Here is a 17,904-nt window from a genome sequence, read left to right on the forward strand (position 1 = left end):
CATAAGTTCAGCCCGGCAGCACTCATCTTTGAGACGGGATCGCACCCAGGATGGCGACCTGTTCGGGATCCTGGCTCGCGGCTTCGGGCAGGCCTGCACAACCGTTCTACCCGCTTTCCGCAGCAGGCCGGCTCTGTGGTCCGGCGTCTGTTCTGATCCCGCAAAGGAGAAACGCCATGCAAATGCTTGATAACCACCGCTGGAGCTGGGCGAGGGCCGGGTTACGACCCGGCGCGCGATCTCGCCTGGTGGTTCGATATCGAACGCAATCGCCTCTTCACCCGGAAGATAGGCGGCGGCGAGACCGAGGTGCATGAACTGCCCTTTTCAGCCAGCGCGATGGCGGTGACGACAGATGGCCGGCAGCTGATGCTGGCTGAAAACGGCCTTACCTGCGTGATCCGCGGACCGGCGCGTTGAGTCTGCATCTCGCCATCGAGGCGGATGATCGGGTCACCCGCTCGAACGATGCGCGGGTCCACCCGTCGGGGCCTTCTGGATCAGCACCATGGCTGGAGATGCGAGCCGGGCGTCGGCAGCTTCTACCACTATTTCAGGGGGCGCCTGGAGCGGCTGTGGGCGGGAATCACGATCCCGAACGCGATCTGTTTTTCGCCCGATGGAACCATCGCCTATTACTGCGACACGCCCAGCCGCACCATCATGCGGGTTGCAACCGATCCCCGGAATGGCCGCCCGCTGGCCGCGCCCGAGACCTTTCTCGGCCCGCTCGATGGCAGCCCGATGGCGCTGTCACCGATGCAGATGGCAATATCTGGCTGACTTTTTTATGGGCTTGGCAAGGTAAACGGCTACACGCCGAATGGTCGGGAAATCGGTTCACTTTCTGTACCAGCCGCCAATGTCACCTGCCCGGCCTTTGTCGGGCCAGAAGCGCGTCACATGCTTGTCACCACGGCGCTTCACGGCATTCCGGAAGCGGACCGAATTGGCCTGCCGGAGGCCGGTGCCACGTTCATCACCGCGCTTGATTTTCGCGGACGGTTCGACCCGCCCGTCGCCCTTTGACCAGATGGCCCGCAGGGGATGCCGCCCATGCTGGCCATCAGCTGACCGGTGGCCAGCATCGGCTGTCGACGCGGGCCTTGGCGCGCCAGACAAGCTTCAAGCCGTCTGATCACGGATTATTAATCACACTGAGCTATTCCCCGATCCTTGGACAGATTTCCGGCTGATTTAAGCTACTGCCTTTGTCTGCTGATCTGTTACAATTGTGTTGAAGCGGACCATGGCGGGCGGCTTTCCGCCATGGGCGGTGCGGGGACGCCGATGGTTGTAGAAGGTGATCCAGGATCCGATGGCGGCCTTTGCCTGCGACCCGGTCTCCCAGGCGTGCAGGTAGACACATTCATACTTGAGGGACCGCCAGAGGCGCTCGATGAGAGCATTGTCGATGCACCGCCCCTTGCCGTCCATCGAGATGCGGGTGCCAGGTCATCTGCCGGACACCGTAGAAGGGCGTGTCGAGGAACTGCCGGTCAATCAGCCGCATCTGGCAGAGGTTCTGATCCGTCTCGCCAGCCGACTCGTGGTAAAAGGAGGAACGCGAGATCGACAGCAGGCGGCACTGCGCCCCGGTCGACAGCGCCGGGTGGTTCCGCTCAATCATCTCACGCCGCACTTGCCGGTCCACGGCTTGAGCTTTCGTGAAAAAAAATCGTTGACGACAACGTTCGCCCGCTCTACCGAACGCATGGCGTTCGCGGGCTCACCCTGCGATCCTGGCGTGCCGCGACCGGAGCGTCTCTTCATCCACCTCCACAACAGGCTTTCTGCCGCCACGCTGGAAGATATCCACAGCCCCGTCGAGCAACGCCTTCTTCCCTTGGTGGATCATCGTCGGATGCACGCCGTATTCGACCGCCAGTTCCGACACAGTGCGCTCCCCCTTTACGGCCTCAAGTGCCACGCGCGCCTTGAAGCCCGCTTCAGGGTACCTGCGTCTCCGCATTCCGGATCTCCTCGTCCCCGGAGAACAGCAAATGTCAGAACGTAGCTTCCGTCACTGTCCGATTTCCCAGGAATGGCTCAGTCTGGCTCGGCTTCGATATAGTTGTTACATAATTACGGCTATGCGCTATTTGGCGTCGTTGCCAAAGTCGGTTGATGTAGAACCAAAGTAGAAATGTCACTGTGAAACGGCGGCCAAAAAGACGCCACTTTCGACGTTTTGGCGACCACTTTGCGGGAGTATAACTTCCACTTTTTTGATCTCCGGCATCGTATACCGACAATATCAATATCTTACGGTGATCGCTCTCCTGGCGAACTCAAGAGACTTCCAGCCTCTCAATGCCGGCCACCTTCGCAGACCCTCGGCTTGACTCAATCGAGAACATTGCAGCAACACTGGATGCACTAACCCGGCCACCGCAACCCGATCCCCACGCCGGATCTCTTCGACATCCATCCGCGACCAACCGGAAAGCGACCGCTTTTCGTGCCGGTCCCCTCATGCCGCGAGGTTCTCAAAAACATGCCCAAAATACCCATGCTTGGGGTCAGACTCTTCGATCCAGACGCGAGCCGCTACAAGCTGACATCCCGCTTCACGGTCCATCTCGTCCGCCTGCGTCAGGCCACGGTCGAGGCTGCGAAGTCGCTCAGCCCCAAGGAGCTCGAAGAGCTGGTCAAAAGCTCCGCGATCATGAAGTCGACAGGATCGAACGCCGTGTTGACCTGATCCTGGCGGCCCGGGCGAAACTGCCGGGCGCGAGCCATCTGAAGTCGGATGATCGCAACGCGCTGCGGGCGCTGGCCGATGGCGCGGAGCTGATCGACATCCCCAGCGAGCATCGCGCGGATGAGATCGCCGCCGGGCTCCATACCGACATGCCTTGGATGGGCCCGGCTAATGAGCTCGCCTGGCATGCCATGCGCCGGTCCGTCCGCGAGGGCTGGAAGGGTTTCCGGCTGCCGCCCATGCTGCTCGGCGGCCCGCCCGGCATTGGCAAAAGTCACTGGGCCCGCAAGTTCGGTGACCTGCTCACGGCGCCGGTCATGGTGCTGGAGGTGGGCAGCGAGGCGGCCAGTTTCGGGCTGGTGGGCAGCCAGCGCGGCTGGAGCGGCGCGGAGCCGGGACGGCTCATCAGGACGATCCTGCGAACGGCGGTCGCCAACCCGATCGTGGTGGTGGACGAGATCGAGAAGGCGGGCGCGCCAACCACAACCAAGGGACATGCCTTCGGCCTTACGGAAGCCACCCTGCCCCTGCTCGAGCCGCTCAGCGCCAGGCGCTGGAGCTGCCCCTACTATCAGGTGGAGTTCGACATGAGGTGGATCGGCTGGATCTTCACCGCAAACACCGCCGCCATCCTTTCGGAGCCCTTCCGCAGTCGCTGCCCGCCCATCCGCCTGCGCCACCTCACATGCGTGGAGCTTGGCGATTTCGTGCGCCGGGAGGGCGCAAGGCGCGAGCTCTCCGAGACCGCCATCGAGATAATCGCGGAGGTGCTGGCGCACCCCTCCCTGTGGGGTCATCGTCCCAGCCTGAGGATCGCGGGCCGGATGCTGCAGCGGGCCGCGGATCTGGAGAAAGGTCCGCTCCTGCGCTGATACCGCATCCCCCTGCCCCATCTTCTGAATGTCCCCGAGTTTCTTAGACGCGTTCACGTCTCATCTTCTGCTGCCGTTCGAACTCGGCGGGCGACAGCATCCCGTTCCTCGCATGTTTGCGCTTTGGATTGTAGAACATCTCGATGTAATCGAACACGTCCTGCCTTGCCTCTTCGCGGGTCCGGTATGTCCTGCGCCTGATCCGCTCGCTCTTGAGGCGGTTGAAGAAACTCTCGGCGACGGCGTTGTCGTGGCAGTTGCCGCGGCGGCTCATCGAATGCTCAAGATTGTGGGCGCGTGAGGCAACGCAGCCCAATCCATGCAGGTCGAACTGGCTGCCCTGATCTGAGTGGATCAGCACCTTTCCCTTCGGTTTGCGCCGCCAGACAGCCATGAGCAGGGCCTGCAGAACGATATCCGTTGTCTGCCTGCTTTGCATCGACCAACCAATCACGCGCCGGGAATATACCAGCAAGGCCATCCTGAAGTGGGCCAACGAGAACGGCGTCGAATGGCACTACATCGACCCGGGCAAGCCGCAGCAGAACGGCTACATCGAAAGCTTCAACGGCAGCCTGCGGGACGAGTACTTAAACGAGGAGATCTTCGACAGCCTGACCGATTGTGCTCTGCCCCCTGGAAACTGGACCGTCTTAAGCTTGAGTTTTCGGCTAGTTTTCCCTGGCTGGGAGAGGAGCTGAAGACGATGAAGGCATCGAAGTTCACGGAAGCGCAGAAGGCGTTCATTCTGAAGCAGGGCGAGGAAGGCACGCCTGTTGCCGAGATCTGCCGCAAGGCGGGGATCAGCCAGGCCACATACTTCAACTGGAAGAAGCGTTATGGCGGGTTGCTTCCCGATGAGATGCGGCGGTTGAAGGCGCTTGAGGACGAGAATGCACGGCTGAAGAAGATCGTGGCGGACCTGACGCTCGACCGCGAGATGCTGCAGGACGTCATCCGCCGAAAGCTCTGAGGCCTGTCCGGACGCGCAAGCTTGTTGACGGGCTTCTGGTTGACTGGGGTGTCTCGATCCGACGGGCCTGCCAGGCGCTGCGGTTCGACACTTCGAGCTACCATTACAAATCCCGTCGCACCGGGCAGGCCGGCCTCGAACTGCGGATCCGCGAGATCTGCGAAACGCGTGTGCGCTATGGCTACCGGCGCATCCATGTGCTGCTGCGGCGGGAGGGCTGGCAGGTGAACATCAAGAAGACACGCAGGATTTACAATGAGCTGGGCCTGCAGCTGCGCAACAGGCATCCGAAGCGCCGGGTGAAGGCGAGGCTGCGCGAGGACCGACAGGAGGCCTCCGGACCGAACGAGGTCTGGGCGATGGATTTTGTCCATGACCAGCTCGCCCTGGGCAAGAAACTGCGGATCCTGACCATCGTGGATATCCATTCGCGTTATTGCCCGGCGACGGATCCCCGATTTGCTTACCGGGGCGAGGATGTGGTTCAGACGCTCGAACGGGTCTGTCGGCAGATCGGCTACCCGCAGACGATCAGGGTCGATAACGGCAGCGAGTTTATCTCCCGCGACCTGGATCTGTGGGCCTATGCCAATGGTGTCACATTGGACTTCTCCCGACCGGGGAAACCCACCGACAATGGCTTCATTGAGGCGTTCAACAGCAAGCTGCGGGCGGAGTGCCTGAACGCCCACTGGTTCATGGACCTTGCGGATGCGCGCGAAAAGTTGGAGGCTTGGCGCAGAGACTACAACGAGGTCAGGCCTCACAGTGCGATCGGTTACAACGTGCCGATCAACCTGCATATTCCCGGTGGCGCAGCCAGCCCGCCTCCGTGATCAGAGCCGCGAAACTCCAGATCGCGGCGGTCCTAACCAGGGGAGCAGAGCAAGAGCCGCGAAACTCCAGATCGCGGCGGTCCTAACCAGGGGAGCAGAGCATATGAACGAGGGACGACCGGGGGCAGGTCACTGTTCGTTCCAGAAAACGGGTTCATCGCTCTGAACGCTCCCCTTACGTGCCGGCGTGTTGGATCTCACAGCACTTGCACCACGCACCCCACTTTCTCGGCCTCTTCCAGGATCTGCTGAATGCTGTGGGGCTGCCGATCACGCTGACGAATGAGTTTCGCCATCTGACCAAAGGAGGGATGATGCGCGAAGGCGTGAGCGCCGGTCGGCCAACCGATATTTTCTCCAGGACGGTTTCCTGCGGCAAGAGGAAGCGGAAAATCATGCAATGCGGGTATTGCGTGCCCTGCGTGATCCGCCGCGCAGCACTTTTCGGAGCCGGGATCGACGATGAGACGCGCTATCGTCATAATATCAGGGACGCTTGGAGGGATCCGGAAATTCGGGACGACCTCCTCGCGATGAGGCTCGCCAACCTGGACGTGATCGGCAATCTGCGGGTACGGGCCATCGCAAGTGGTCCCTTCCCGCTGGGAGCTGTCGAAAGGGACGGTTGGTTCGGTGTTCACGAGAGAGGTCTCACGGAGTTCCGTGACTACCTCAGAAGCGAGGGCTTGTAGGTTGATCGATTTTCACTGTCATCTGGACCTGTTTCCGCGGCCCACAGTAGCCGTGCCGGAGGTCGAGGCAGCAAAGATCTAACTTCTCTCTGTCACCACCACCCTCAAGGCATTCAAAAAGACTGCAGGTTTTCCGGGCAAAGGATCGCGAATTCGAACCGCGCTTGGCCTGCACCCACAGCTAGCTCATGAGCGACTCAAGAGGTTGATCTTTTTTGCCGGCGGGTGTCGGAGACCCGTTATGTCGGTGAAGTTGGGCTTGATGGTGGTGATGAGTTCGCGCGGCACCTGGTTCTTCAAAAGGAGGTCTTCAATACTGTGTTACGGTCCTGTTCGGATGCCGGCGGTAAGTATTTGTCCATTCAGAGCAGGAATGCGAGCGGCGAGTCATGCAAAATATGCTGTTATGTGTCGAAACCAGTCACACGGCCCGGGCTGACGGTGCCGTGGGAAAGAGCAGCTCAAGGACCCGCAGTGTGACCGGAGAGTTGCCTGAGCCTAGCTGAGATAAGGAGGCATGCCGGATCCAATTCGGGGTAATTCCTTCTCAAATCGCCCCAGCCAGCGCTCCACGGCACCGGTAAGGTGGTCACGAAGCTGCCGTGCTGCAAAGGCCGTTTCCTTGCGGGAAAGAAGATCAAGAATTTCAAGATGTTCGTGAAGCGCATCGCCGATCTGATCCAGCGGAATACTGAGAACCGGGTCAAACAGGTGCCGGGTCGGCGCGAAGAGGATATGGGTGCGCTCCAGAGCCCGGAGAATCTCATGATTGGGGCAGGCACCCAGCAGATCGACATGCAGATCACGTTCGATCCGGTCAAAGCTGGCGCTGTCGACGCTTTCTTTCTGCAGCAGATCCGCGATCCTGCTTCGGGCTTCGCTGATCGCGGCGGGCAGTAGGAGGGGGGCGGCGAGTTCGAGCGCCGCCGGCTCAAGCAATGCCCGAAGATCATACAAGTCCCGGACCCGGCGCGGCGTGACATGTTCGGCGATCCAGGTGCCTGAACGGGATTTGTCGATCAGCCCAACCGCATGCATGCGGGCCAGCACATCCCGCGTCACGCTGCGGCTGACATCGAAATGCTCGGCCAGCCGCAACTCATTGATCCGCACCTGCTGGCGCAGCACTGCGGCCAGCACGGCCTGTTCAACCTCGGCATAGATCCGTTCCCATTGCCGGGACTGGTCGAGGCAAACTCGGTCAAGCGGCATCGGGTTCTGCGCCATGATCTCGCCCGCCTGCCCCGCCACGAAAAACCCCTTGCGGCCCAGCGATGTCACCAGCCCATCTGCCTCCAGCTGCTCCAGGGCCTGGCGCACAGGCGAGCGGCTGACGCCGAAGGTGCGGGTCAGTTGCAGTTCCACCAGCCGTTCACCGGCGGTCAGGCTGCCACTGAGGATCAGATCGCGCAGACCTGCATGAACCTGTCGTGACAGCGAGGCGACATCGTCTCTGGCCATGGTAACCCTCACTTCCGCGCGCGGCGCCCAGTTCTCTTCAGCACAATTAGTTATTGCACATTGGGCGCAATAAGCAATAGGTTGCCCGCAGAATCATCTATGTTCGGGGAGGAGCTGAAGATGAAAGCAGCCGGGATGGGGGCATTTGCCCTTTGTATGGCCGGAGCGGCGGCTCAGGCAGAAACCGTGATCCGCTTTGCCCATATGAATGGTCAGACGCATTTCGTGCACAGCGAGGCGATTGCTCTGGCCGAACGCGTGCATGAGCGCAGCGGTGGGGAAGTCCGGATTGAAGTCTTCCCCTCGGGCCAGTTGGGGGAGAGCAGCCAGATCGTCGAACAAATGTCGTTCGGAGCCGATCTGATGGGTCAGGTCCAGGCCGGAAATCTGGCTGATTACCTGCCGGATTTCTCGATCCTCGTCTATCCGTTCATGTATGACGGGATCGGGGATGTCGAACGCCTGGTGGGCTCGGACCTCGTCGCCGGGCTGAATGAAGGTGTTTTGCAAAGCAATCTTCGGGTGATGTGTTACCTGCATTACGGCACTCGTGATCTTTACACCCGCAACCGCGAAGTGCGCAGCCCAGCCGACAGCAAGGATATGTCGATCCGGGTGCAGCCAGTTACAATCTATACCCAGATGGTGGAACAGGTGATGGGCGGCGCGCCGACCCCGATCCCATGGCCCGAAGTGTATTCCGCACTGGCGCAGGGCGTGATCGATGCCGCCGAGGCGCCGCCATTGTCGATTCTGGATCAGCGGCATTACGAACATGCCCGCTATCTGATCCAGACAAATCATATTCAGGATGTCGTGCCGCTGGTGATCAGCGCCTCGCAATTCGACGCGCTCAGCCCCGCCAGCCAGGAGGTGCTGCAGACCGAAACTGCCGCCGCCTGTGCCGCCATGTCGGCGGCCTCGATCGCCAGCTATGAAACCGGCATCGAGGAGCTGCGCGCCAATGGGATGACCATTATCGGCGATGTGGACCGCGCTGCCTTTGCCGAAAATGCGGGTCTGATCGCCGCCTCTTTCCCCGAATGGACCCCGGGCCTGTATGACCGCGCGCGGGCTATTCTGGACGCGGAGTAACGATGTCAGGACAGAGGCCGGGACCTCCGGCCACCGCCTGATCCGCCTGTCCCTCGCGCCTTCCAAAGGACAAATCATGACGACAGCAAGCGCAGCCGCCTCCTGGCTGGATCGCTTTGAGAGCGGTCTTGTCCGCATCATCGCGATCTTTGCCATTCTCATTCTGATTTCCATCGTGGGGATCGTGTTTATCGCCGTTGTGATGCGCTATGGGTTCAACCTTGCGCTGGTCTCCTCTTTTGACGTCTCGACACTGCTTTTCGCCTGGCTGATCTTTCTGGGCCTTGTGATGGCCGAACGCGACGGCGCTCATATGGGCATCGACATCACTGATATGCTGCCCCCTCGCCTGCACCGGATGGTCGTGTTTTTGCGCTATGCGCTCTTGCTGGCGGCAGCCTGCTATCTCTGTCGCATCGGCCTTGCCCTTGTCGAGCGCACCGGCACCCAGATCCCATCTCTCAGAATTTCGACCCGCTGGCTTTACGCCGCATTGCCGGTCGGGTTCGGCCTTCTGGCTGTCGCTTATGCGATCCGCCTTGTCCGGCTGCTGCTGTCTCCTGCGGGAAAGGCCTGACCATGCTTGCAATTATTGGCGTTCTTTTTGTCGTCCTGCTTTTGCTGGGTGTTCCGGTCGGGATGATCCTGATCATGATGTCGCTGGTCTATGTGCTGTTCGAGCCGTCGATCCTCGACATGATCTTTGCGCAAAGGCTGGTTGTCGGCACCCAGAGCTTTCCCCTGATTGCGGTGCCGCTGTTCATCCTGACCGGCGAGCTGATGAATATTTCCGGGATCAGCCGGCGCGTGATGGCTTTTGCCAGCGTTCTGACCCGGAAATTCTGGGGTCGGATCGCCCTGACCAATGTGGCGCTTTCCACCCTGCTGGCGGGCATGTCGGGGTCGTCAAATGGCGATGCGGCGATGCAGGCAAAGATTATGGTGCCGGAAATGACCCGTCGCGGCTATCCGCGTGGCTATTCGGTGGCGCTGACGGCGATCACTTCGCTGATCGCACCGATGATTCCGCCGGGGATTGGGCTGATCCTGTTCGGCTTTGTCACCAATGTCTCGATCGGCCAGCTTTTCGCTGGCGCCATTCTGCCGGGCTTAATGCTGGCCGCGATGCTGATGGTGCAGACCTGGATCACCGCCCGCCGCAACCAGTGGGAGCCGCCCGAGACCGGCGCGCCGGAGATCCCGCTGGGCAAGGCATTCCTTTCGGCCCTGCCCGCGATCCTCTTGCCGGTGATCATCATTGTCGGGATCCGCGGCGGCGTCTTTACCCCGGCAGAGGCCGCGAGCGTTGCGGTGATTTATACTGCGCTTTGTGTGCTGGCCTACCGCGAGGCGAGTTTCGGGCAGGTATTCGCCTCGCTGCGCTCGACCGTGGTGTCAACATCGGCCATCCTGCTGATCCTTGCGGCCTCGGCGGCATTCAGCTGGATCCTGACCTTTGAACAGGTGCCGCAATCGGTGGCCCGGGCCATGCTGGATCTGACCGATAATGCCGGGCTGATGCTGCTTCTGGTTTCGCTTTTGCTGCTGATTGCAGGCGCCTTCATCGATGGGACGGCGCTGATCCTGATCCTTGGCCCGATCTTCCTGCCGGTGGTGACCTCGCTGGGTGTCGATCCGGTGCATTACGGGATCATCTTCGTGCTGATGGCGCATCTGGGCGGGGTCACACCGCCGGTCGGCACCATCATGTTTGCCACCTGTTCCATCACCCGCACACCGCTTTCCGAGTTCATGCGGGCCATTATTCCCTTCATCTTCAGCTATATGGCCTTCACTATTGTGATCATTTTCGTGCCCTGGTTCAGCCTCGTGCTGACCGGACGCTGAAGCACAAAGTGAGGCAGCGAAAGACCATGACACGTCCCGAAATGATCACCTGTATCGAAGATCTGCGTCAGCTGGCAAAGCGCCGCGTGCCCCGGATGTTCTACGATTACGTCGATTCCGGCGCCTATACTGAAGCAACCTATCGCGCCAATGAACGCGATCTCGCGCGCCTCGGTTTCGTGCAGCGCGTCGGGCGCAATATCGCGGGGCGGCGGCTGGAGAGCCATGTTCTGGGCGTGCCGGTGCGGATGCCACTGGCACTGGCCCCGACTGGCCTCGCTGGCATGCAACGTGCCGATGGCGAGATCCTGGCCGCCCGCGCCGCGCGTGATTTCGGCATTCCCTTCACCCTTTCCACGGTGTCGATCTGTTCGATCGAGGATGTCGCCGCCGAGACCGGCAACCCTTTCTGGTTCCAGCTTTATGTGATGAAAGACCGCGGCTTTATCGAAAGGCTGGTCGGGCGCGCCCATGCGGCGGGTTGCTCGGCGCTTGTGGTGACCGTTGATCTGCAAGTGCAGGGCCAGCGCCATAAAGATATCCTGAATGGCCTGTCCACCCCGCCAAAGCCCAGCCTGCGCAACCTCATCAATCTGGCGACGAAACCGCGCTGGTGTCTTGGGATGCTGGGCACAAAACGGCGCAGCTTCGGCAATATTGTCGGCCATGTCAGCGGCGTCAGCGATGTCACTTCTCTCGCCGGCTGGGTTGCCGATCAATTCGACCAGACCCTGACCTGGGAGGATATCGGCTGGCTGCGCCGGATCTGGGACCGCAAGCTGATCGTGAAAGGCATAATGACGCCCGACGACGCCCAGGCCGCTGTGGATCAGGGAGCCGATGCGGTGATCGTCTCGAACCATGGCGGCAGGCAGCTGGATGGTGCGCCGTCAAGCGTCAGTGCGCTGCCTGCGATTGTGGCAAAGATCGGGTCCCAGGCCGAGATCCATATCGATGGCGGTATCCGCAGTGGTCAGGATCTTTTGCGGGTGCGCGCGCTTGGCGCCCATGCCGCCTATATCGGCAGGCCCTTTCTCTATGGGCTTGGCGCGATGGGGGAAACCGGCGTCCGCCGCTGCCTCGAAATCATGCATCGCGAGCTTGATATCACCATGGCGCTTTGCGGCCAGACCGATATCGGGCAGGTCGATGCCTCCATTCTGGCCGCCGCAGATCTGCCGGCCGACTTTCCCCATACCTCCATGACCGACTGAAAGGACAAAACATGTTCGGCAATTACAAGATGCATCCCGACAGCGGTGTGATGCCGCCCTACGCACCCGCCTATCCGTTGGAATGGGAATGCCAGCTGCGCAATCTCGAGGTGATGACCCGCGTCAATGCGGCAAAGCTGCGTGAGCTGCTGGCCCATACCCCGTTTGAGCCGGTGAATGACCGTGTGGCTTTCCGTTTTATGGCTTCGCCCGGTCATACATTGTCATACCACAATGACCGCATGTTCGACCTGATGGTGACAGCCGCCGTGCGCTGCGAGGGGCTCTTTACCCAGACCCATCTTTATATGTTCTGCTCAGATCCGATGGGCATTGCCGCCGGGCGCGAGCTTTTTGGCTATACCAAGAAAGACTGCACCTATGCCTTTGACGAGAAAGAGGATGGCTCGATTTCGGGCTGGGTGAACCGCCGCACGGTGCCGGTGGCCGATTTCGCCTTCACCCCGGATCCGGCGGCCCCGGTGGTGCGGCTGGTCGATGGCCCGGACCAGCCCCGCGGCGAGATCCATGTGCGCCGGTTCCCCCATCCCGAACATCCCGGCACAGCCTATGCCGATGTAGTCCATCGTGCCTTCCCTCTGCCCTACAGCCCCCCCATCCCGGGGCGGATCGACCTCAAACTGCACGAGTCTGCCTTTGATCCGCTGACCGAGCTGGAGCCCGAAGTCCTTTCGGCGCAGTTCATGGTTTCGACAGATTACGCCGGTGGTTTTGCGAAGGAAGAACGTCGTCTTGTGAAGCGGCTGGTGCCGTGAGCGAAGCTGCAACAGGTGTCGCCCTCGTGACCGGGGGCGGCGGCGGCATCGGGCGCTGCATCGCTGATACTCTGGCGCTGGACGGCTATGCGGTGCTGGTGGTAGATCTTAGCGGTGCAGGTGAAGAGACTGCGCGCGGGATCCGGGAAGCCGGGGGTCAGGCCGCCGGGTTCAGGGCGGATGTGACCCGCGATGAAGACTGGCTCCTTGCATTCGAGGCCGCGGAGCAGCGCTTTGGCCCTGTCACCGCGCTGGTCAACAATGCCGGCATTGCCGGGCCTTTCGCCCCGATTGACCAGTATTCGGTTACGGCCTTTGACGAGGTCATCTCGGTCAATCTGCGCGGGGTGTTTCTCGGCCTGCACCATAGCCTTGCCCGGATGCGCCGCCAGGGCGGGGGGGCGGTGGTCAACATCGCCTCGACCTCCTCCATTCGCGGCCGCGCGGGGCTGGCCGGCTATGTCGCGGCGAAACATGCCGTGCTTGGCCTGACCCGGGTGGCCGCGCTGGATATGGCCGGCAGCGGTATTCGCGTGAATGCGGTGCTGCCCGGCCCTGTCGATACAGCGATGATCGCCACCATTGACCGCAATGCCGCAGCGCAGGGCCAGGCCGTGCAACGCAGCGGCACTGCTGCCCCGATCCCGCCTGACGGCATCGCCCCGACTGTCTCCTTTCTGCTCTCCGACCAGGCCCGCCACGTCAATGGCGCGGCCTGGGTGGTTGATGACGGCTCTACTCTGAACTGAAGGATATCTCTGCCATGAAACTTTGCAGCTTTGGCCCCCAGGGCGAGGAACGCGCCGGGCTTGTCGATGCCGGGGGCGGATCCGCGACATTTCCGCCCTGGTGCCCCGCTGGAACAGCGACCATCTGCGGCCCGGCGCGCTGTCGGCACTTGCTGCGCTGGATGTGACCGCTCTGCCAGAAGTCGCTCCGGGAACCCGGCTCGGCGTGCCGTGGAGCGGGATCTCGAAATACATCTGCATCGGGCTGAACTATTCAGATCATGCTGCGGAATCCGGCCTGGCCGAACCCTCTGAGCCGATCATCTTTCTCAAGGCGCCCAGTGCGATTTGCGGCCCGGATGACGATACGATCACACCCGAAGGTTCGACCAAACTCGACTGGGAGGTGGAATTCGGTGTGGTGATTGGCGCGACTGCCAGAAATGTCAGCGAAGAGGCCGCCCTTGACCATGTCTTCGGCTATTGCCTGTTGAACGATATTTCCGAGCGCGGCTTCCAGATGCAGTCGTCGCAATGGGACAAGGGCAAGGGGTGTGACAGCTTCGGCCCGGTCGGGCCCTGGCTCGTCTCGAAAGACGAGATTGATGATCCCCAGAGTGTTGATCTCTGGCTGGAGGTGAATGGCATCCGCAGGCAGACCGGCAATACCGGCACGATGATTTTCACACTGCGCCAGATCATTGCCTATGTCAGCCGTCATATGACGCTTTTGCCCGGCGACATCATCGCGACAGGGACCCCACCAGGTGTCGGTATGGGGATGCGCCCCGACCCGGTCTATCTAGCGGCAGGGGATGTGGTCGAACTGGGAGGGCATGGCCTTGGCAAGCAACGGCAAAGGGTCGTTTGAAAGCTGAGCTGCCGGGCATAGCTGCGCCTTTTCCACGACTTCATTTCTGAAAACGGTCAGGACGCCGGCCAGGCGTCCTGCTGAAACTGTTCAGGCCGACAATGGCTTAGAAGCAGCTGACTGGCATGGCAATGCTGAGCACGTAAGCGATCCGCGTGACATCCGATACTTCTGGCCCATTTCAACTTAACACGGAGTTAGGCAACGGACACCGGACCTGGCAGCTGCGAGCCGTCATCAAGACCGTTCCACTTCACCCGGAGCGAAATCAATCAAAATCTCACGCAGATCGAACGCTGCCAGCCCCCCGGGTCCACAATGCCTGCAGCATCCAACCACTTCATCTTCGGAAAGCTTAGTAACTCCGCAACTGTCCAGATCGGGATACCCACAACCATCTGAGCTACTCCCCGGAATTCGGACAGTGACGGAAGCTACGATCTGACATTTGCTGGTCTCCAAGGACGAGGAGATCAGAATATGAAGAAGCGCAGGAACCATGATGCAGGCTTCAAGGCCCGCGTGGCGCTGGAGACTTTGAAGGGCGAGCGCACTGTGTCGGAGTTGGCGGTCGAATACGGCGTGCATCCGACGATGATCCATCAATGGAAGAAAGCCTTGCTCGACGGGGCGGCGGGCATCTTCGAACGCGGCAGCAAGAAGCCTGTTGCGGAGGTCGACGAAGAGACGGTCCGATCACTGCACGCCAAGATCGGGGAGCTGGCGGTAGCCAACGATTTTTTGTCACGAAAACTCAAGCCGTGGACCGGCAAGTGAGGCGTGGGCTGATCGAGCGAAGCCACCCGGCGCTGTTGATCGGGGCGCAGTGCCGCCCGGCTCGTCGATCTCGCGCTCGTCCTTCTGCCATGAACTGGCGGGTGAAACGGATCAGAACCTCGGCCTGATGCGGCTGATCGACCGGCAGTTCCTCGACACGCCGTTCTACGGCGTCCGCCAGATGATCTGGCACCTGCAAAACGAGGGGCACGGCGTGAACCAGAAGCGCATCCGGCGGTTGATGCGGCTCATGGGCCTGATGCCGATCTGACCTGGAAGCCCAACACCAGCAAGCCGAGGAAGAGGCACAAGATCTATCTCTATTTGTTGCGCGGGCTGCGAGTGGATCGGCCCGGTCAGGTCTGGTGCGCTGACATTACTCTCGCAAGCTCTCTCGAACCGGTGGCGTTCGCCTGCTCGGCTGCCGATGCGGCGCGGCTTCCTGTATCTCGTCGCCATCAGGACTGGTTCACCCGTAAGGTGCTGGCGTGGCGGATATCGAACACGCTGGAGGCGGACTTCTGCATCGAAGCGCTGAACGAGGCCATCCTCCGCTTCGGCGCGCCTGGGATCATGAATACGGACCAAGGTTCACAGTTCACATCCTTCGCCTGGACTGACCGCCTGAAACGCGTTGGCACCCGGATTTCGATGGATGGCAAAGGGTGCTGCATCGACAATGTCTTCATCGATCGTCTGTGGCGATCGCTGAAGTATGAATGCGTCTATCTGCGCGCCTGGGAAACAGGATCGCAGGCAAAGGCCGCCATCGGATCCTGGATCACCTTCTACAACCATCGACGACCCCACACTGCCCATGGCGGACAGCCGCCCGCCGTGGTCTGCTTCAACAGCATCGAAACAGATCAGCAGGCGCAGGCAGTAGCTTAAATATCCCCGAAAACTGTCCAAGCATCGGGGAGTAGCTCAGCAAGGCTTGGGTATCCGCTTTACACTGGAACCGCGGCAATGGATGGCGGGCCTTTTGTCGCCCCCATGATCCGCACCCGCTTTGACGGGAAGATCACCGGATTGCCGCCAAGAGATGCGCAACCGACACAAGCCGCTCCCCCGAGGTCCCGGCAGCCAAATGGATCACCACCGCGCCTGCGACGATCTCTTGCCGGGCCACGCCACCCACATCGAGCCGCGGCCCATCTTCAGCGGGGCCGAACATCATTGCCGCGAACTCCACAGGGTCTTTGGGTGCAGGCAGCTCAAGCCGCTCCTTCCGCGCCGGCGCCCGCCAAATAGAGATATGTTCGCCGGCGCTCGGTGCCGCCGCGCAACGATGTTCACAGTCACGTCCGGCACCAACGTCCCCGCCACGACCCGCGCCTTCACTTCATCCGGCTAATTCCGGTTCCGATGGTCGCCATCACCGCCCGGGAGAAGCTCCAATGCATACTCCATGAAGAAACTCCGTTCCAACAATCATCTGAGTCCAATGAACCGATCATGAAGACGCTCGGAAGGTGGGAGGCAGAGAACGCTTACAGCGCATCCTTCCGGATGCGCCTTTTGTCTATTTGAAATGTATCAGGCGCTGAAATCGGGCGGGACCAGCGCTTCGGGCATGTTCTGATAGGAGACCGGGCGCAGGAAGCGGCGGATCGACAGCGTGCCCACGCTGGTCGCGCCGAAATTGGTCGAGGCCGGGTAAGGCCCGCCATGCACCATCGCGTCGGCGACCTCGACGCCGGTCGGGAAGCCGTTCACCAGCACCCGGCCCGCCTTGCGCTCCAGCACCGGCAGCAGGCGTTTGGCGGCCTCGGTATCGCCCGCGTCTAAATGGATGGTGGCGGTCAGCTGGCCCTCAAGCCCACGCGCAAGCGTCTGCATCTCGTTGAGAGAGCGCACCCGCACCACAAGACCCAGGGGGCCGAAGACTTCTTCTGACAGGGAATGGTCGGCGAGGAACTGCCCGCCCCTGGTCTCATAGAGGTTGGGCGAGGCCTGGCGGCCCTCGGACACCGTCTCGAATACCGGCCTCACTGTGTTGCGGCTCTGGAAGCGGGCCTGACCGTCGCGATAGGCTTTCGCGATGCCTTCTGTCAGCATCGCCTGCGGCGCGACCTTGCTCAGCGCCTCTTTCGCAGTCGCGATCAGGCGGTCGGCATCCGGGCCGTCGACCACCACGGCGATGCCGGGATTGGTGCAGAACTGACCGGCGCCCGTCGTCAGCGAGCCGGCCCAGCCGGCGCCGAGGGCTTCGGCGCGGGCTTTGGCGGCCTCAGGCAGGATAAACATCGGGTTAACGGAGCCGAGTTCTCCGAAGAAGGGGATCGGCTCAGGCCGCTGTGCGCAGAGGTCAAAGAGCGCGCGACCACCGGCGAGAGAGCCGGTGAAGCCGACTGCCTTGATCAGCGGGTGCTGCACCAAAGCGGTGCCGACATCGCGGCTGCCGCCCTGGATCAGGCTGAAGACGCCGGGATGGATACCACATTTGGTGATGGCGGCATGGACCGCCTCGGCGATGATCTCGCCGGTGCCGGGATGCGCCGAGTGGCCTTTGATCACAACGGGGCAGCCCGCGGCCAGCGCGGCGGCCGTGTCGCCACCGGCAGTCGAGAAGGCGAGTGGGAAATTCGAGGCGCCGAAGACCGCGACCGGGCCGATCGGGCGCTCGACCAGTTTCAGATCGGGGCGCGGCAGCGGCTGGCGCTCCGGCAGCGCCGCGTCATGGCGGCGGTCGAGGTAGTCGCCCTTGCGGATATGCGCCGCAAAAAGGCGCAGTTGGCCGGTGGTGCGACCGCGCTCGCCTTGCAGACGCGCGGCGGGCAGGCCGGTCTCGGAGGAGCCGATTTCGGTGATGGCGTCCGCGCGGGCTTCGATTTCATCGGCGATGGTCTCAAGGAACACCGCGCGCTCTTCGCGCGAGGACCAGCCGAAGGACCAGAAGGCTTCCTCAGCCGCTTGCGCTGCTCGGTTCACCAGATCGACGGTGCCGGTGGAGTAATCAAACGCCGCGCCATGCGCTGGTTCCGAGCGGAAGCTGCCTTCGCCCGCGACCCATGCGCCTGCGATCAGATGTTTGCCATGCGGGGTGAAACTCAT

Annotated in this window: 17 protein-coding genes and 5 pseudogenes; 15 read left to right on the forward strand and 7 right to left on the reverse strand. The window is 61.6% G+C overall.

What is annotated here, in order from left to right; genetic code table 11:
• The first annotated feature begins 186 nt into the window (after positions 1-186).
• Positions 187-420 (forward strand): hypothetical protein, encoded by a 234-nt coding sequence (locus tag QNO18_RS17445; RefSeq protein WP_283178841.1) that lies wholly within the window; start codon positions 187-189, stop codon positions 418-420.
• Positions 421-468: 48 nt separating this feature from the next.
• A pseudogene (locus tag QNO18_RS17450) lies at positions 469-1,029 on the forward strand (SMP-30/gluconolactonase/LRE family protein).
• Positions 1,030-1,197: 168 nt separating this feature from the next.
• Here the strand turns inward: QNO18_RS17450 and QNO18_RS17455 are convergent.
• Positions 1,198-1,972 (reverse strand): annotated as a pseudogene (locus QNO18_RS17455) (integrase core domain-containing protein).
• 623 nt (positions 1,973-2,595) lie between these two features.
• On the reverse strand, positions 2,596-2,847 hold the full coding sequence (locus QNO18_RS17460; protein ID WP_283178842.1) for a hypothetical protein: 252 nt from the start codon (positions 2,845-2,847) through the stop codon (positions 2,596-2,598).
• 96 nt (positions 2,848-2,943) lie between these two features.
• On the opposite strand from QNO18_RS17460, the gene QNO18_RS17465 reads away from it, so the two are divergent.
• Positions 2,944-3,576 carry an AAA family ATPase gene (locus QNO18_RS17465; RefSeq protein ID WP_283178843.1) on the forward strand — a complete coding sequence of 211 codons (633 nt, stop codon included), beginning with the start codon at positions 2,944-2,946 and terminating at the stop codon, positions 3,574-3,576.
• Between the two features lie 43 nt (positions 3,577-3,619).
• Here the strand turns inward: QNO18_RS17465 and QNO18_RS17470 are convergent.
• Positions 3,620-4,045 (reverse strand): annotated as a pseudogene (locus tag QNO18_RS17470) (IS3 family transposase); the annotation flags it as partial.
• On the opposite strand from QNO18_RS17470, the pseudogene QNO18_RS17475 reads away from it, so the two are divergent.
• Positions 4,038-4,193, forward strand: a pseudogene (locus QNO18_RS17475) (integrase core domain-containing protein); the annotation flags it as partial. The pseudogenes QNO18_RS17470 and QNO18_RS17475 sit on opposite strands and share 8 nt — an antisense overlap.
• Positions 4,194-4,282: 89 nt before the next feature.
• Positions 4,283-5,385, forward strand: a protein-coding gene (locus QNO18_RS17480; protein WP_283178705.1) for an IS3 family transposase whose coding sequence is annotated in 2 segments (ribosomal slippage) — positions 4,283-4,544 and positions 4,544-5,385 — 1,104 coding nt in all. Because the reading frame shifts where the segments join, the coding sequence is not laid out codon by codon here.
• A 197-nt stretch (positions 5,386-5,582) separates the two neighbouring features.
• Here the strand turns inward: QNO18_RS17480 and QNO18_RS17485 are convergent.
• Positions 5,583-6,026, reverse strand: coding sequence for a hypothetical protein (locus QNO18_RS17485; protein WP_283178844.1), 444 nt, complete (start codon positions 6,024-6,026; stop codon positions 5,583-5,585).
• Positions 6,027-6,575: 549 nt separating this feature from the next.
• On the reverse strand, positions 6,576-7,538 hold the full coding sequence (locus tag QNO18_RS17490) for a GntR family transcriptional regulator (protein ID WP_283178845.1): 963 nt from the start codon (positions 7,536-7,538) through the stop codon (positions 6,576-6,578).
• A gap of 120 nt (positions 7,539-7,658) precedes the next feature.
• On the opposite strand from QNO18_RS17490, the gene QNO18_RS17495 reads away from it, so the two are divergent.
• From QNO18_RS17495 to QNO18_RS17540, 10 genes and pseudogenes are all read left to right on the forward strand, one after another.
• Entirely contained in the window at positions 7,659-8,633 is a 975-nt protein-coding gene (locus tag QNO18_RS17495) for a TRAP transporter substrate-binding protein (RefSeq protein ID WP_283178846.1), read from the forward strand.
• A 76-nt stretch (positions 8,634-8,709) separates the two neighbouring features.
• Complete coding sequence (locus QNO18_RS17500; protein ID WP_283178847.1) at positions 8,710-9,210, forward strand: TRAP transporter small permease subunit; 501 nt, start codon at positions 8,710-8,712, stop codon at positions 9,208-9,210.
• A gap of 2 nt (positions 9,211-9,212) precedes the next feature.
• Positions 9,213-10,481, forward strand: coding sequence for a TRAP transporter large permease (locus QNO18_RS17505; RefSeq protein WP_283178848.1), 1,269 nt, complete (start codon positions 9,213-9,215; stop codon positions 10,479-10,481).
• 26 nt (positions 10,482-10,507) lie between these two features.
• The gene (locus QNO18_RS17510) at positions 10,508-11,695 is read left to right on the forward strand and encodes an alpha-hydroxy acid oxidase (RefSeq protein WP_283178849.1); all 1,188 of its coding nucleotides are present in this window, start codon (positions 10,508-10,510) and stop codon (positions 11,693-11,695) included.
• A gap of 11 nt (positions 11,696-11,706) precedes the next feature.
• On the forward strand, positions 11,707-12,471 hold the full coding sequence (locus QNO18_RS17515; protein ID WP_283178850.1) for an acetoacetate decarboxylase family protein: 765 nt from the start codon (positions 11,707-11,709) through the stop codon (positions 12,469-12,471).
• Positions 12,468-13,220, forward strand: a complete 753-nt coding sequence (locus QNO18_RS17520) for an SDR family NAD(P)-dependent oxidoreductase (RefSeq protein ID WP_283178851.1) — start codon at positions 12,468-12,470, stop codon at positions 13,218-13,220. The genes QNO18_RS17515 and QNO18_RS17520 overlap by 4 nt, the downstream gene beginning before the upstream one ends.
• A gap of 14 nt (positions 13,221-13,234) precedes the next feature.
• Positions 13,235-14,070 (forward strand): annotated as a pseudogene (locus QNO18_RS17525) (fumarylacetoacetate hydrolase family protein).
• Positions 14,071-14,550: 480 nt separating this feature from the next.
• Positions 14,551-14,847: a transposase gene (locus QNO18_RS17530; protein ID WP_283178852.1), complete on the forward strand. Its 297-nt coding sequence runs from the start codon at positions 14,551-14,553 to the stop codon at positions 14,845-14,847.
• A 49-nt stretch (positions 14,848-14,896) separates the two neighbouring features.
• Positions 14,897-15,118 carry an IS3 family transposase gene (locus QNO18_RS17535; RefSeq protein ID WP_283178853.1) on the forward strand — a complete coding sequence of 74 codons (222 nt, stop codon included), beginning with the start codon at positions 14,897-14,899 and terminating at the stop codon, positions 15,116-15,118.
• Positions 15,115-15,738, forward strand: coding sequence for an IS3 family transposase (locus QNO18_RS17540; protein WP_283179267.1), 624 nt, complete (start codon positions 15,115-15,117; stop codon positions 15,736-15,738). The genes QNO18_RS17535 and QNO18_RS17540 overlap by 4 nt, the downstream gene beginning before the upstream one ends.
• Before the next feature lie 133 nt (positions 15,739-15,871).
• Here the strand turns inward: QNO18_RS17540 and QNO18_RS17545 are convergent, their stop codons facing one another.
• Both QNO18_RS17545 and QNO18_RS17550 read right to left on the reverse strand, forming a co-directional pair.
• The gene (locus QNO18_RS17545; protein WP_283178854.1) at positions 15,872-16,024 is read right to left on the reverse strand and encodes a hypothetical protein; all 153 of its coding nucleotides are present in this window, start codon (positions 16,022-16,024) and stop codon (positions 15,872-15,874) included.
• 362 nt (positions 16,025-16,386) lie between these two features.
• Complete coding sequence (locus QNO18_RS17550; RefSeq protein WP_283178855.1) at positions 16,387-17,904, reverse strand: aldehyde dehydrogenase (NADP(+)); 1,518 nt, start codon at positions 17,902-17,904, stop codon at positions 16,387-16,389.

It is taken from the genome of Gemmobacter sp. 24YEA27, assembly GCF_030052995.1.
Classification (GTDB): Bacteria; Pseudomonadota; Alphaproteobacteria; order Rhodobacterales; family Rhodobacteraceae; genus Pseudogemmobacter.